At 21.0% G+C, this 16,138-nt stretch carries 11 protein-coding genes; 8 read left to right on the plus strand and 3 right to left on the minus strand.

The annotated features are described in order from the left end of the window. Positions 1-5: 5 nt before the first annotated feature. The gene (metK, locus tag GJT85_RS00670) at positions 6-1,166 is read left to right on the plus strand and encodes a methionine adenosyltransferase (RefSeq protein WP_208754313.1); all 1,161 of its coding nucleotides are present in this window, start codon (positions 6-8) and stop codon (positions 1,164-1,166) included. 14 nt (positions 1,167-1,180) lie between these two features. On the opposite strand, the gene gyrA is transcribed toward metK, so the two are convergent. The 3 genes from gyrA to GJT85_RS00685 all read right to left on the minus strand — a co-directional run bounded on the left by gyrA (position 1,181) and on the right by GJT85_RS00685 (position 7,055). Continuing rightward, positions 1,181-3,700 (minus strand): DNA topoisomerase (ATP-hydrolyzing) subunit A, encoded by a 2,520-nt coding sequence (gene gyrA, locus GJT85_RS00675; RefSeq protein WP_208754314.1) that lies wholly within the window; start codon positions 3,698-3,700, stop codon positions 1,181-1,183. A gap of 97 nt (positions 3,701-3,797) precedes the next feature. Continuing rightward, positions 3,798-6,221: a DNA mismatch repair protein MutS gene (gene mutS / locus GJT85_RS00680; RefSeq protein ID WP_208754315.1), complete on the minus strand. Its 2,424-nt coding sequence runs from the start codon at positions 6,219-6,221 to the stop codon at positions 3,798-3,800. Positions 6,222-6,317: 96 nt separating this feature from the next. Further along, the gene (locus GJT85_RS00685; RefSeq protein WP_208754316.1) at positions 6,318-7,055 is read right to left on the minus strand and encodes a Bax inhibitor-1/YccA family protein; all 738 of its coding nucleotides are present in this window, start codon (positions 7,053-7,055) and stop codon (positions 6,318-6,320) included. A gap of 185 nt (positions 7,056-7,240) precedes the next feature. On the opposite strand from GJT85_RS00685, the gene rsmH reads away from it, so the two are divergent. The 7 genes from rsmH to murC all read left to right on the plus strand — a co-directional run bounded on the left by rsmH (position 7,241) and on the right by murC (position 16,127). Beyond that, a complete protein-coding gene (gene rsmH / locus GJT85_RS00690; protein ID WP_208754317.1) occupies positions 7,241-8,173 on the plus strand; it encodes a 16S rRNA (cytosine(1402)-N(4))-methyltransferase RsmH in 933 nt (310 codons plus the stop codon). 86 nt (positions 8,174-8,259) lie between these two features. After that, positions 8,260-9,768, plus strand: a complete 1,509-nt coding sequence (locus GJT85_RS00695; protein WP_208754318.1) for a UDP-N-acetylmuramoyl-L-alanyl-D-glutamate--2,6-diaminopimelate ligase — start codon at positions 8,260-8,262, stop codon at positions 9,766-9,768. Next, positions 9,758-11,116 (plus strand): UDP-N-acetylmuramoyl-tripeptide--D-alanyl-D-alanine ligase, encoded by a 1,359-nt coding sequence (locus GJT85_RS00700; protein ID WP_208754319.1) that lies wholly within the window; start codon positions 9,758-9,760, stop codon positions 11,114-11,116. The genes GJT85_RS00695 and GJT85_RS00700 overlap by 11 nt, the downstream gene beginning before the upstream one ends. Next, entirely contained in the window at positions 11,110-12,207 is a 1,098-nt protein-coding gene (mraY, locus tag GJT85_RS00705; RefSeq protein WP_208754320.1) for a phospho-N-acetylmuramoyl-pentapeptide-transferase, read from the plus strand. The genes GJT85_RS00700 and mraY overlap by 7 nt, the downstream gene beginning before the upstream one ends. Then, positions 12,204-13,517, plus strand: a complete 1,314-nt coding sequence (gene murD / locus GJT85_RS00710) for a UDP-N-acetylmuramoyl-L-alanine--D-glutamate ligase (protein WP_208754321.1) — start codon at positions 12,204-12,206, stop codon at positions 13,515-13,517. The genes mraY and murD overlap by 4 nt, the downstream gene beginning before the upstream one ends. Before the next feature lie 69 nt (positions 13,518-13,586). Next, entirely contained in the window at positions 13,587-14,648 is a 1,062-nt protein-coding gene (gene murG / locus GJT85_RS00715) for an undecaprenyldiphospho-muramoylpentapeptide beta-N-acetylglucosaminyltransferase (RefSeq protein WP_208754322.1), read from the plus strand. A 9-nt stretch (positions 14,649-14,657) separates the two neighbouring features. Next, the gene (gene murC, locus GJT85_RS00720; RefSeq protein ID WP_208754323.1) at positions 14,658-16,127 is read left to right on the plus strand and encodes a UDP-N-acetylmuramate--L-alanine ligase; all 1,470 of its coding nucleotides are present in this window, start codon (positions 14,658-14,660) and stop codon (positions 16,125-16,127) included. The last annotated feature ends 11 nt before the right edge of the window (positions 16,128-16,138 follow it).

Raw genomic sequence — 16,138 nt, forward strand, 5'->3', positions numbered from 1 at the left:
GTTTCATGGAAAAATATCTCTTTACATCAGAATCAGTATCAGAAGGGCATCCTGATAAAATGGCTGATCAAATTTCTGATGCAATATTAGATAATATTATCATACAAGATAAAAATGCAAGAGTAGCTTGTGAAACATATATTAAAACAGGAATGGTATTACTTGGTGGTGAAATAACAACTACAGCACAAATTGATATAGAAACTATTATACGAAATACTATTAAAAATATAGGATATATAAATGCTAATACAGGTTTTGATGCTAATACATGCGCAATACTAAATATTATTAGTAAACAATCTAAAGATATACAACAAGGTATATATAATAAAAATCATTTAAATCAAGGTGCTGGTGATCAAGGATTAGTATTTGGATATGCTACTAATGAAACTTCATCTTTTATGCCTGCACCTATTGTTTATGCACATAAACTAGTATATCAACAAGCACAAATTAGAAAAAAAAAAATTTTGCAATGGTTACGCCCTGATGCTAAAAGTCAAATAACATTTTGCTATAAAAATAATAAAATAGATAGTATACAATCTGTAGTATTATCTACACAAACAACAAAAAATATATCACGTAAAACATTAGAAGAAGCTTGTATGGAAGAAATTATCAAACCAATTCTGCCAAAAAAATGGATTACTAATCAGACTAGTTTTTTTATTAATCCTGCTGGACGTTTTGTTATAGGTGGCCCAATTAGTGATTGTGGTTTAACAGGACGCAAAATTATTGTCGATACTTACGGCGGTATGGCACGTCATGGTGGAGGAGCATTTTCAGGTAAAGATCCATCTAAAATTGATAGATCAGCCGCATATGCAGCAAGATATATAGCAAAAAACATAGTAGCAGCTTCGTTAGCATCTAAATGTGAAATACAAATAGCATATGTTATTGGAATAGCAAAACCTGTATCTATTATGGTAAATACATTTGGTACTGGTAAAATTTCTGATAGAAAAATAGTTAAATTAATTAAACAAAATTTTGATTTAAGACCATTTTATTTAATAAAAATGTTAGATCTTTTAAAACCAATATATCAACAAACTGCTGTTTATGGACATTTTGGAAGAAATATTTTTACATGGGAAAAAATAGATAAAATAAACCAATTACAAGATCTATCAGGTATTAAAATAATATAAAGAAAAATATTTTTTTATATTTTTTGCAAACTAATTACTTGCTCATTTTTATTTATTTTGACAATAATTACACCATTTGTGTTACGACTAACTAAAGATATTTCTGAAACATTAATACGTATTAATGAACCAGTATTAGTAATTATTAAAATATGATCATTATCAGATACTTTTATACTACCAACTACTTGTCCATTTCTTATATTAGTTTTTATAGCAATTACACCTTTAGTTGCTCTAGATCTAAGAGGATATGCTTGATTAATAGTTCTTTTACCATATCCATTCTGTGTAATAGTTAATATATTTTTTTGGGATGTATTTGTTAAAATTATTAATGATACAACACGATCTTTAGAAGATGTAAATCTAATACCACGCATTCCTAAAGTATTTCTTCCCATGTTTTTTACTGTAGAAGAATTAAATTTTACTACTTTACCTAAAGCAGAAAACAACATAACTTGTTGTGTGCATTTTATAAGAGCTGCATCTTGTATCAAATCATTAGATCTTAATTTAATTGCAATTATACCATTCTTACGTGGCTTACTAAATTGTTGGATACTAGTTTGTTTTACAAAACCTTGCTGTGTAACTATAAATAAATTAATATCATTAGGATATGAATTAATAACTAAAAAAGTAATAATTCTTTCATTATTTTTTAATGGTAAAATATTTATAATAGGTTTGCCTTTAGCAAATCTATTAGCAAAAGGTAAATCATATACTTTTAACCAATATAAACGTCCTAAATTAGATAATAAAATAATATTGTCATGAGTATTGACTATTAATAATTTACTAATATAATCATTTTGATTTATTTTTGTTGCAAATTTACCTTTTCCACCTCTATGTTGTACATCATATTCAGATAATTTTTGATATTTAATATATCCTTTATATGTTAAAGTAACAATAACATTTTCTTTAATAATTAAATCTTTTATATTCATAGAATATGGAGTATTTATAATTTTTGTTTTTCTATTATCACCAAATTCTTTTTTAATATTAATTAATTCATTGCAAATAATATTCATTAAATAATTATCATTATTCAAAATTTGTGATAATTTATTAGTATTATATATTATTTGTTGATATTCATCACATAATTTTTGATATTCTAGATTAGTTAATCTATAAAGTTTTAAATCTAAAATAGCTTGTACTTGTTTTAAACTAAATGAATAATGATTTTCATATTTTATTAATTTTGTATCTTTAAATACACAATTATTTTTATTTTGTAGATTTAATTGTTGTATTATATTTTTTATATTCCATGTTTTATTAGAAATTGTATTTCTTATTACCTCAGTTCTTGTTGATGATTGTATAATATTTATAATATCTTTTATATTAATTAATGCAACAATTAATCCTTCTAAAATATGTGCTTTATCATTATATTTTTTTATTTCGTATTGTGTTCGTCTTATAACAATTTCACGACGATGTTCTATAAAAGCTATAATAATTTTTTTTAAAGGCATTAATAAAGGTTTATTTTTATATAATGCTACCATGTTAATATTAAAAGTACTTTGTAAAGGTGTAAATTTATACAAATTATTTAAAATTATATTTGCAGATACATTTTTTTTTATATCTATAACAATTCTAATACCATCTTGATCAGATTCATCTCTTAAATTTTTAATACCATTAATTTTTTTATTTTTAATTAAATCTATAATTTTTTCTATTAATTTTGCTTTATTAATTTGATAAGGTAATTCATAAATTATAATTTGATTATACTGTTCATATTTTATTATTTTACTACGTCCTCTAATAATAATTTGCCCTTTACCTGTATCATATGCTTTTTGAATTCCTAATGTACCATTAATAACTCCTGAAGTTGGAAAATCAGGACCTGGAATATATTGCATTAATTCTTTTGTTGAAATATTATTATCATGTATATATGCAATACATCCATTAATTATTTCTGTAAGATTATGAGGTGGTATATTAGTAGTCATGCCTACAGCTATTCCTGAAGAACCATTAATTAATATATTAGGAATTTTTGTAGGCATAATAGCAGGAATTTTTTCAGTACCATCATAATTTAATAAAAAATTAACTGTTTTTTTATCTATATCTTTTATAATTTCTTGTGTTATTTTAGTCATTCTAATTTCAGTATAACGCATTGCTGCTGCTGAATCACCATCAATAGAACCAAAATTACCTTGTCCATCTATTAAAGTGTATCTTAATGAAAAATTTTGTGCTAATCTTACAATGGTATCATAAACAGCTGCATCACCATGTGGGTGATATTTTCCTATTACATCACCTACAATACGTGCAGATTTTTTATAAGGTTTGTTCCATAAATTTCCTAATATATGCATTGCATATAATATTCTTCTATGTACAGGTTTTAATCCATCACGAACATCTGGCAATGCTCTACCTACAATAACAGACATTGCATAATCTAAATAAGAATTTTTTAATTCTGTTTCAATATTTACTAATGTAATATTTTTAGTACAAGAATTATCCATTTAAAATAATCACCTTACAATATGTAATATATATTTTATTTATTAATTTATATAAATATGTGCCATATAAAAAAATATTTTATAAAATATATTTTTATTATTTATTATTATTTTCTTTTTTTAAACATTGTATTTTTCTTTTAGCATTATTAATAACTGTTTGAGGTATTCCTGCTAAAGACGCTACAAATAATCCATAATTATTACTTATAATACCTTTTTTTACAGTATATAAAAAAATAATACTATTATTAAATTTTATTGCATCAAAATATATATTTATTATACATGCATAATTTTTACTTAAATTAGTTAATTCAATATAGTTAGTAGCAAATAAAGTCATAGATTTATTTTTTACAGCTATATTTTCAGCACAAGCCCATGCTATGGCTAATCCATCATATGTAGAAGTACCTCTACCTATTTCATCCATTAATACTAAACTATTAGTTGTAGCATTAAGTAAAATATTAGATGTTTCCATCATTTCTATCATGAATGTAGATAGTCCTAGTGAAATATTATCATATGATCCAATTCTTGTAAATATTCGGTCTATAGGTCCTATTATAGCTTGTTTAGCAGGAACATAACTACCGATATAAGTCATAATAATTATTAATGCAACTTGTCTCATATAGGTGCTTTTACCACCCATATTAGGTCCAGTAATCATTAACATATATTTTTCAGAATTTAAACATATATCATTTGGTATAAATGGAGTTTTTAAAATATGTTCAACAACAGGATGTCTAGATTTAGTTAAAAATATACCCTTCTTTTTACTTATAATAGGCTTGTTATAATTCAATGTAATAGATCTTTCAGCTAAATTAGATAATACATCTAATTCTGATAAATATAAAGATAATTTTTGTAATTTTTTTAAAAAAGGTTGTATATACTGAAATAATTGATTATATAATTGTTTTTCTAATTGTAAAGATTGTTCTTTAATAGATAAAATATTTTTTTGATGCATTGTCAATGATAATAAATTATATCTATTAAAATGTTTAAGTGTTTGTATTAAAATATATTGTTGTGGTAATTTTATGATTTTATTTTTTGGAATTTGAATATAATATCCACAAATAGTATTATAACCAATTTTTAATTTTTCAATATCTAATTTTTTACGTTCTTTTTTTTCTACATAATTTAAATATTCTGCAGAATCTAGTGTTTGTTTCCTTAATTTATCTAATTTAATACTATATCCTTGTGCAATAACATTCCCGTATTTTATAGAATTTGCAGGATTATTACTAATAGAATTATTTAGTAAAGAATTTAATTTAGTAAATAATCCTATTTCTAAAATTTTTTTTTTTATATCACAATATGGTATTTGCTTAAGTTTTTTATGTATATTAGGTAGAATAACAAATAATTTTTTTAAAATAACAAAATCTTGAGGTTTAGCTGTTTGCAAAGATAAACGTGCAATAATTCGTTCAATATCACCAATTTTAGATAAATAATTTTGTAAATCTATGTAATGATCTATTAATACCGTAATGCTATTTTGTCTAGAATAAATAATATTTATATCTAGTATTGGTGTATTTAACCATCTTTGTAATAAACGACTACCCATAGAAGTTTTTGTATGATTAATAATATAAAATAAAGTATGTTGTTTATTACCATATATATTTTTTATAATTTCTAGATTTTTTCTTGTATTGTTATCCATTATAATTTCATTATTATAATTAGATAATATTATCGTATTAATATGTGGTAAAAATATACGTTGTGTTTCTTTAATATATTGTAAAATACAACCAGCAGCTTTTATAGCCATTACATAATTTATAATCCCAATATTTTTTAAAGTATCTATACCAAATTGTTTACATAAATTGTGATATGATACTTCATAATTGAATGTATCCAATGGTCTAAATTTTATACATTTTATTTTTTCAATTAATTTGGTATGATTAAAATTATTTGTACATAATAATTCTACAGGATTAGTTTTATATAATTCTCCAGCTATAATATCATAATTTTTGTTTTCTATAACTTGTACATTACCCGAACTCATATTTAAAGTTGCATATCCAAAACCTAATTTTTCATCAAAACATATAGAAGCTAATAAATTATCTTGTGAATTTTTTAATAAATAATCATCGCTAACAGTACCAGGGGTAATAATACGTACTATTTTTCTTTCTAAAATTTTGTTTTTAAATAATCTTGTTTTATCTGTTTGTTCACATATAGCAATTGATTCACCTGCATTAATTAATTTTAATAAATAGTTTTCTATACTATGTACAGGTATACCTGCCATAGGAATACATATATTTTTAGTAGTATATTTTTTAGTTAAAACGATATTTAGTATTTTAGAAGCTTTGATAGCATCATTATAAAACATTTCATAAAAATCTCCTACACGATAAAATAATAAAATATTTGGATATTCTTTTTTTAATTCAGAATATTGATTCATCATAGGAGTTAATTTGATATAATTTTTTATTTTAATATCATTCATTTCATATTATTTATTATTTATATATATTATTATTAATTTAATAATATAATTATTAATTATATATAGAAAATTAATAATTATTAATAAATTAATATTTTATTCATTATTTTCTTGATTTTTATCATTATTACCTAACACACGTAAAATTGTTAAGAATAAATTAATAAAATCTAAATATAATATTAATGCACCTAAAATAGCATAACGTCTAATATTATCTGTATCATTTAAATTTGTACTAATTATATTAGCAAATGTTTTAAGTTTTTGAGTATCTACAGCAATTAAAACTGTAAATAAAATAATACTTATATAATTTATAATTGATATAATAATATCATTATGAAAAAAAAGATTAATAAAAGAAGATAATATAATGCCAATTAATCCCATCATTATAATATTATTAATATGACTTAAATCTTTTTTTGTTGTGTAACCCCATATATACATAATCAGAAATGTACTAGCAGCAGTAATAAAAGCTGTAAAAATAGTATTATGATTATATAAAGAACATATACTAGCAGTAGTTATACCTGTTAAACATGAATAAAAAATAAATAATATTGTTAATATTTGACCAGATAATCTATTTAAAAAATTAGATATAGTAAATACTAATCCTAATTGTAATAAACATAAAACAAATAATAAAATCTTATTATAAAACAAATATTGCATAATATATGTTGTATTAACGATATTCCATGCGATGTATGATGTTAAAATTAATCCGCAAAACATCCAACCAAATACTTTAGTAATATATATATTTATGTAGTTTTTATTACAATTTATGGTTGTATTTTTAAAATTTGAATATTCTATCATATAAAATCACCTATATTTATAATAAAATTTTATATTTAAAAATAAATAATATTTAATATTGTTAAATTATAAAAATCATATAAAATATATTAATTTATTTTATATTGTATAATATTTGTTAATATAAAATCCATATTATTTTAATAAATAATAAAATTTAATTATTATAAAATATTTAATTACTTATGATACATATACCTGTTTTATTAAAAGAAGCCATAAAGAATTTAAATATTAAACATAATGGTATATATATAGATGCTACTTATGGTTGTGGTGGGCATACTTATGCTATTTTACAAAAGTTAGGACCATTAGGCAAAGTTTATGCTATTGATCGTGATAATTGTACTATCATACAAAATAAGATACATGATAAACGAATTATATATATATATGATAATTTTTCTAATTTACAAAATATTTGTTGTAAATATAATATTTTAGGCAAAGTTGATGGTATATTATTTGATTTAGGACTCTCATCTTTTCAACTTAATAATCCTGATAGAGGTTTTTCTTTTATGTTAAATGGTCCTTTAGATATGAGAATGAATCAAAAAGATAATATTACTGCTTATACTTTTCTAAAAAATATAAATCAAGATAAACTATCTCATATATTAAAAATATATGGTGAAGAAAGATTTCATAAAAAAATAGCTATTAAAATAAAAAAATATATATCATTTAATAATTTAAATAGCACACATGATTTATCTAATATAATACGTTCTACAATATTTTTAAATAAAAAATATAATAAACATCCAGCAACACGAACATTTCAAGCTATACGTATTGTTATTAATAATGAATTAGAAGAGCTAAAACAAGCTTTATATCATACATTAAAGATTTTAAAAATAGGAGGTATTTTATCTGTAATTAGTTTCCATTCATTAGAAGATAGAATTGTTAAAAAATTTATGACAAAATATAGTAAAATTAATGATGATTTTTTAAAAATTCCTTTTAATATTCTTGAAATAAATAATTTTAATAATATTAAATATATTAAATTAAAAATTATTAATAGGGTTTTTCCTAATAAAGATGAAATTTTCTTGAATCCTAGATCTAGGAGTGCAATATTACGTATTGCACAAAGAGTATAAATATTATTTAAAAATAATTAATAATTATTCTTAATATATTAAAAATAACATTACGTATTTATTTATTATTAAAAGGTTAAATAAATTTGAATCAAAACAAAATCAGTTTAGCATATTTATTAAAAAATCATATTCAAAATGCTATTCTTGAAAAAATTTTTATACAAAATATATCAACCAATAGTAAACAAATTAAACCTAATTGGTTATTTATTGCATTAAAAGGATATATATGTAATGGTAGAAATTTTATTAATGAAGCAATATCTAATGGAGCAAGTGCAATATTAACTTATAATAATACTAATAATACAAATTATATTTTTTATAATAATCATATTCCTATAATTTATATAAAAAAATTAAAATATTATTTATCATCTATTGCAGGTCTATTTTATAAACATCCTAGTAAGGAAATACCAGTAATTGGCATTACTGGCACCAATGGTAAAACTAGTGTAACAAATTTTTTAATGCAATGGTTATATTTACTAAATCAAAAACCTGCTATTTGTAGTACATTAGGTAATGGTTTTTATAATAATTTAATAGAATCACATAATACTACAGAATCTGCAATTGAAATACAAGCTAAATTAAGAAATTTTATTAATCATCATTCTAATATTGTTATATTAGAAGTTTCTTCACATGGTATACATCAATATAGAATATCTGATATCAATTTTAATACAGGTATTTTTACTAACTTAACTAGAGATCATTTAGATTATCATAAAAATATGAATAATTACATAAATACTAAATGGTGTTTTTTTTCTAAACATATAGTACATAATAAAATTATTAATATTGATGATCCAATAGGATTTAAATGGTATAAAATATTATCTAATGCTATTGCTGTTACTACTAAAAAACATATGATATATAAAGAAAAATTATTTTTTATAGTAAAAAAAATAATTTATACATTAAATAAAACTATTATTATATTTCAATCTACATGGGGTTCAGGAATTTTACATTTAAATTTATTTGGTTATTTTAATGTGATTAATATTATTTTAAGCCTTACCACATTATTGTCTTTAAAATATCCATTATTAAAATTAATCAATACTGCATCATTATTAAAACCAGTCTATGGTAGATTTAATATTTTAAATTATAAAAATTTACCTAAAATAATTATTGATTACGCACATACTCCAGATGCTTTAAAAAATATTCTACAAACTATTAAACAATATTATACTACTAAAAAAATATGGTGTATATTTGGTTGTGGTGGAGATAGAGATAAAAGTAAACGTCCAATAATGGGATGTATAGCTAGTAATTATGCTGATTATATTATTATTACTACTGATAATCCACGTAATGAAAATATACAATATATTAATCAAGATATTCTAAAAGGTTGCAATACTAAACATAATATACATATTATTGTAGATAGATTTCAAGCAATTTATTATGCTATATTACATGCAAATATACAAGATATTATATTAATTTCTGGTAAAGGTCATGAAAAATATCAAATTATTGGTAATAATATTTTAAATATTTCTGATTATGATATTGTAGATAATATTTCTAAAAAAATACAAACAGATGCTAACTAATTTAACACAAATAGCAGATATTACTAATGGAATATTAATTGGAGATAATACTAGTATTCGTAGTTATTCAATTAATAGTAAGATTATTTACAATAATTGTATGTTTATTGCTATATGTGGTAAAAAATTTGATGGACATAATTATATTAATGAAGCTATTAAAAATGGTGCACAAGCATTACTTGTACAACAATATATAAGAACAATTATACCACAAATTATTGTTAATGATACTATATTCAGTCTAGGATTAATTAGTGCATGGAAAAGATCACAATTTAAAAATACAGTAATTGGTATTACTGGTACTAGTGGCAAAACTTCAGTAAAAGAAATGACTGTTTCTATACTACAACGTATAAAAAAAACTATATATACTATTGATAATATGAATAATCATATTGGAGTGCCATTAACATTATTAAATTTAAATAATACATATAAATATGCTGTAATTGAAATTGGTGCAAATAATTTATACGATATTTCTTATATAAGTAATATTGTAAAACCAAATATAGCAATTATTAATAATATATCTATTGCACATTTAGAAGGGTTTAAAAATTTAAATAATATTATTAAAAGTAAAATACAGATTTTTAATTATCTAAAAAATAATGGTACAATTATTATTAATTATGATGATGATCATCAAAAAAATATTTTACATACAATAAAACATAATAATATTTTAACTTTTTCTATAAATAATAAAAATACTGATTTTTTTACTAGTAATATACAGATTAATACTGATAAAATAGAATTTAATTTACATACTCCTATAGGAATACAATTAATTAATTTGTTTATTATTGGTGGTATACATAATATACAAAATGCATTAGCATCAGCAGTTATAGCATTTACAATGGGAATAACGTTAGAAGATATTGCTAATGGATTAAAATATTTTAAACCTATTCAAGGTAGAATGTATCCAATTTTTGTTAGTAAAAATAAATTAATTTTAAATGATGCATATAATGCAAATCCTAATTCTGTAATTCAAGCTATTAATATCTTACAAAAAATAACAGGACCGAAATTATTAATTATTGGTGATATGATGGAATTGGGTACAAAAACATTATTTTATCATGAATATATAGGGAAAAAGCTATCTGGCACAAATATAAATTTTATATTTAGTATAGGAAATTATAGTAAGTATATTACTAAAAATATTAGTAATGCTAAACATTTTTTATCTTCGCAGGATTTAATAACACAATTGTTTATAACAATACAGAATTTGCAACATTATACAATTCTATTTAAAGGATCTTATCATAGTCATATAGGTAAATTAATTAAAATATTTTTGGAAAAATTAAAATGTTAATTTTATTAACACATTATTTATATTATATAATGAAATATAATTTCAATATTACAAATTTAATATTCAGATTATTTATGAGTTTAATTACATCTTTATTAATAGTATTAATATTAAGTCCTATTTTTATCAATTATATCAAAAAAAAAAATATATTACAGATTATTAGATCTAATGGTCCTATAACACATATTAATAATAAATGTAATACACCTACTATGGGTGGTGTTATTATATTAACATCAATTTTTATAACTGTTATTATATGGTCTAATTTATTAAATTTATATATTATATACACACTAATTATATTATTAATTTATGCAGTTATTGGTTTTGTAGATGATTACTATAAAATTATTTTAAAACATCATCAAGGATTATATATTAAACAAAAATTATTACTACAATCTGTTGTTACTTTTATTATGGGTACATATATTTATTATCAAAATAATAAATATATGTCAATATTACAAATTAATATACCATTTTATAAAAATATTTTTATTTATACAAATTATTTTATATATATAATAATTACTTATATGATTATTGTAGGGTTAAGTAATGCAATCAATTTGACAGATGGATTAGATGGCCTAGTTATTATGCCTATTATTTTTACATCAATTGGTTTAATAATTTTATGTTTTATAACAGGTGATATTGATTTTAGTAAATATTTTAATGTTCAATATATTAAATATTCTAAAGAATTATCTATAATATGTTGTTCATTAATAGGTTCTGGGTTAGGATTTTTATGGTTTAATACATATCCTGCTATAATATTTATGGGTGATGTAGGTTCATTAACACTAGGTAGTATAATTGGATTAATTATTATTTTAATTAGACAAGAATTTTTATCTTTAATTATGTGTGGTATTTTTATTATAGAAGCTTTATCAGTCATGATACAAATTTTTATGTTTAAACTTAAAAAAAAGCGTGTATTATTAATGGCACCTATACATCATCATTTTGAATTACAAGGATGCCCAGAACCACGCATTATAGTTCGTTTTTGGATTATATCATTAATATTAATATTTTGTGCTATAGCAATATTACAAATAAATCATATATGATAAAAAAGATAAATATTATTATTGGTTTAGGTATTACAGGCGTATCGTGTATAAATTTCTTTTTAAAAAAAGGTATTATTCCATATTTAATGGATATTAATCCAACACCAATATATATAAAAAAAATACCGAAATTTATACCATGTTGTTTTGGTTCATATAATATACAATGGATTAAAAATGCAAAATTAATTGTTATAAGTCCAGGAATATCTATATTTCATCCTATGCTAACATTAGCTAAGAAATTAGGTATACCAATTATTGGAGATATAGAATTATTTTGTTTAAATACTACTACACCTATAATAGCAATTACCGGCACTAATGGTAAAAGTACTGTAATAGATATTTTAAAAAAAATTATACATAAATATAAATATAATATTGGTATTGGTGGCAATATTGGATATCCTGCATTAGATTTATTGAATATATCGCGAGATTTTTATATTTTAGAATTATCTAGTTTTCAATTAGAAACCATTAAGAGTTTAAAAGCATATATTGCTATGATATTAAATATTACTGAAGATCATTTAGATAGATATCCTTTAGGTTTTCAACAATATCGTAATTTTAAATTACAAATTTATAATAATGCAAATATTTGTATATATAATAATAGTGATAAATATACATATCCTAGAACATTTTTTAAAGATACTAAATATGTTACTTTTGGAAGTAAAAATTGTTATTATAAATTATATATAAATAATAACAATATATTTTTAAAAATTAATAATAAAACTATTTTAAATTTTAAATATACTAAATTAATAGGAATACATAATTATATAAATGTTTTAGCAGTATTATGTTTAACAGATCAATTAAATATACCACATAATCATGTATTAAATATAATTAAAAATTATACTAATAATCCACACACATTACAAATTATTAATACAAGTAATGGTATAACATGGATTAATGATTCTAAATCTACTAATGTTGGTAGCACTAAAGCAGCTTTAAAGTATTTATATAATAAAAAAAAAATTTGGTTATTATTAGGTGGATATGATAAAAATTGTCAATTACATTTATTAAAAAATTATATTAATAAAGATAATATAATTATTTATTGTTTTGGCACTGCAAGTAATGTAATTAAATCTTTATATCCTAAAGCTATTAAAGTTAATTCTATGAAGGAAGCATTACAACAAATTCATTTATTAGTTAAATATGGAGATATAGTATTATTATCACCAGCATGCTCAAGCATTGACCAATTTAAAAACTTTAAACATAGAGGAAAAGAATTTATTAATATAGTAAAAAAATTAACAACACAATAATATAAATATTTACTACATAATATTAAAATATTATATTATAAATTATATAAAATATAATATAATATTATTATGAATAAAAAAATTATTATAATAGCAGGTGGTACGGGAGGACATATATATCCTGCTTTAAATATAGCATGTTTACTAATGAAACAGGGATGGGAAGTTCGTTGGTTAGGATGTATGAATAGAATGGAATCGTATATTATACCACAAAAAGGAATTAAAATTAATTTAATAGATTTTACGTATTTTAAAACAAAAAATATATTTTTTAATATATTTACATTATGGAAATTAATAAAAGCATTATTTTATTCTATAAATATTTATAAAACATACAAACCAGATATTATACTATCTATGGGAAGTTATATATCTGGTCCTCCTGGAATTGCTGCTTGGTTATATAGAATTCCTTTAGTTATACACGAACAAAATAATATTGCTGGTTTTACTAATAAAATTTTATCTAAATTTGCTATTAAAATTATGCAAGCATATCCATATACTTTTAATAAAGGCATTTTAGTAGGTAATCCTGTAAATAAACAAATTATCAAACTGTCTGTATATAAAAGAGCTACAATAAAGATACATCATCCAATACATGTATTTATTACAGGAGGTAGTCAAGGTTCACAAACAATAAATATTTTAGGTGTAAAATTAGCATATATACTTAAGTATAAAATTTCTATTTTACATCAAGTAGGTCAAAATAATTTAATACACATTTTAAATAAATATAAAAAAAATAAAGTTAATAATTTTATTTTAAAAGAATATATACCAGATATGTATGAAGCATATAAATGGGCTGATATTATTATCAGTAGATCAGGTGCAATGACAGTTAGTGAAATTACTATAATAGGATTACCAGCAATTTTTATCCCCTTTAAACATAAAGATAAACAACAATATTTGAATGCAATTCCATTAAAAAATATAGGAGCTGCAGAAATATTTGAACAAGATAATATAAATATACATAAAATTGCATATATTATTCTTTCTTTAAATACACATAATATAAAAAAAATGTTAGTAAAATCTAATAACTTATGTATATATAATTCAACAGAATTAATTTGTAATGAAATTAATTTAATCTTCAATAAAAACTAAATAAATATAATGAAATATAAAAAAAACAGTTGTAATAATTATAATATATTACCAAAAATTAATTTTATAAAAAAATCTATATATCTTATTGGTATTGGTGGTATTGGAATGTGTGGTATTGCCAAAATTTTAATTAAATTAGGTTATAAAGTAAGTGGATCAGATATTATAGAAACTTACACTATAAAAGATTTAATTTTATTAGGTGCAAAAATATATTTAGGACATAATAATACCGAACATATTAGTAAAACAGATATAGTTGTAATTTCTACTGCCATTAAACCTAATAATCCTGAATTACTATTTGCTATAAATAATAATATGTATATTATGCATAGAGCACATATGTTATCAGAATTAATGAAATATTATTATAATATTATTGTATGTGGTACACATGGTAAAACAACAACTACAGCTATGATTTGTGAAATATTTCAATTATTAAAACAACATCCTACTTTTATTAATGGTGGGATTATAAAAAAAACAAAATTATATGCTAATTTAGGAAATAGTAAATATTTTATTACTGAAGCAGATGAAAGCGATAAATCTTTTTTATATTTTAATCCTATTATTAATGTTATAACTAATATTGATAATGAACATTTAGAATGTTATGCAAATAATATTGAATTATTAAAAGAACATTTTTTAAAATTAATGGAAAAAGTACCATTTTATGGTTGCAATATTATTTGTATAGATAATAATCATATTATGCAATTAATACATAATAATAATATTAAAAATAATATTATTACATATGGATTTAAAAATAATGCTCATTACCAATTAACAAATTATATACAAAAAAATAATACAAGTACATTTAATATTACAAATATACAACAAAATATGACATGGTTGATAAAATTAAATATTCCTGGCATACATAATGCTCTTAATGCTACAGCTGCTTTTATAACATCACAATATATTGGATTAAAAAATAGTCAAATTATTACAGCTTTAGAACAATATTCTGGAACACAAAGAAGATATGATATAAGAGGTTATTTTAAATATAATTTTAATAAATTTCATGGCAAAGTGGTTATTATAGATGATTATGGACATCATCCTACAGAAATAAAAATGACTATTCAAACTATTCGTTATAGTTGGCCTAAATATCGTTTAATAATGATTTTTCAGCCACATAAATATTCTAGAATTAAAAATTTATTACAAGAATTTGTACAAATATTATCTACTGTAGATAATTTATTTATTTTAGATGTTTACTCTGCAGGAGAACAATATTTAAAAGATGCAAATAGTTATATTTTATATAAAAAAATAAAAAAATTAGGAATAGTTATACCAGTGTTAAGTAAATGGTATAATTATTATGATTTAATAACATCTATATCTACAGTATTAAAAGGAAAAGATATATTACTATTTCAAGGTGCAGGAGATATTAATTGTTTATCATCACTATTAATAAAAAACAAATTTAAAATATAAATGAGTTATCT

Source organism: Enterobacteriaceae endosymbiont of Neohaemonia nigricornis, assembly GCF_012571795.1.
GTDB lineage: Bacteria > Pseudomonadota > Gammaproteobacteria > Enterobacterales > Enterobacteriaceae.

What these genes read in the sequence shown, in the direction of transcription:
- metK (WP_208754313.1), top strand. Translation starts at nt 6, where the DNA reads ATGGAAAAATATCTCTTTACATCAGAATCAGTATCAGAAGGGCATCCT.
- gyrA (WP_208754314.1), bottom strand. Translation starts at nt 3,700, where the DNA reads ATGGATAATTCTTGTACTAAAAATATTACATTAGTAAATATTGAAACA.
- mutS (WP_208754315.1), bottom strand. Translation starts at nt 6,221, where the DNA reads ATGAATGATATTAAAATAAAAAATTATATCAAATTAACTCCTATGATG.
- GJT85_RS00685 (WP_208754316.1), bottom strand. Translation starts at nt 7,055, where the DNA reads ATGATAGAATATTCAAATTTTAAAAATACAACCATAAATTGTAATAAA.
- rsmH (WP_208754317.1), top strand. Translation starts at nt 7,241, where the DNA reads ATGATACATATACCTGTTTTATTAAAAGAAGCCATAAAGAATTTAAAT.
- GJT85_RS00700 (WP_208754319.1), top strand. Translation starts at nt 9,758, where the DNA reads ATGCTAACTAATTTAACACAAATAGCAGATATTACTAATGGAATATTA.
- mraY (WP_208754320.1), top strand. Translation starts at nt 11,110, where the DNA reads ATGTTAATTTTATTAACACATTATTTATATTATATAATGAAATATAAT.
- murD (WP_208754321.1), top strand. Translation starts at nt 12,204, where the DNA reads ATGATAAAAAAGATAAATATTATTATTGGTTTAGGTATTACAGGCGTA.
- murG (WP_208754322.1), top strand. Translation starts at nt 13,587, where the DNA reads ATGAATAAAAAAATTATTATAATAGCAGGTGGTACGGGAGGACATATA.
- murC (WP_208754323.1), top strand. Translation starts at nt 14,658, where the DNA reads ATGAAATATAAAAAAAACAGTTGTAATAATTATAATATATTACCAAAA.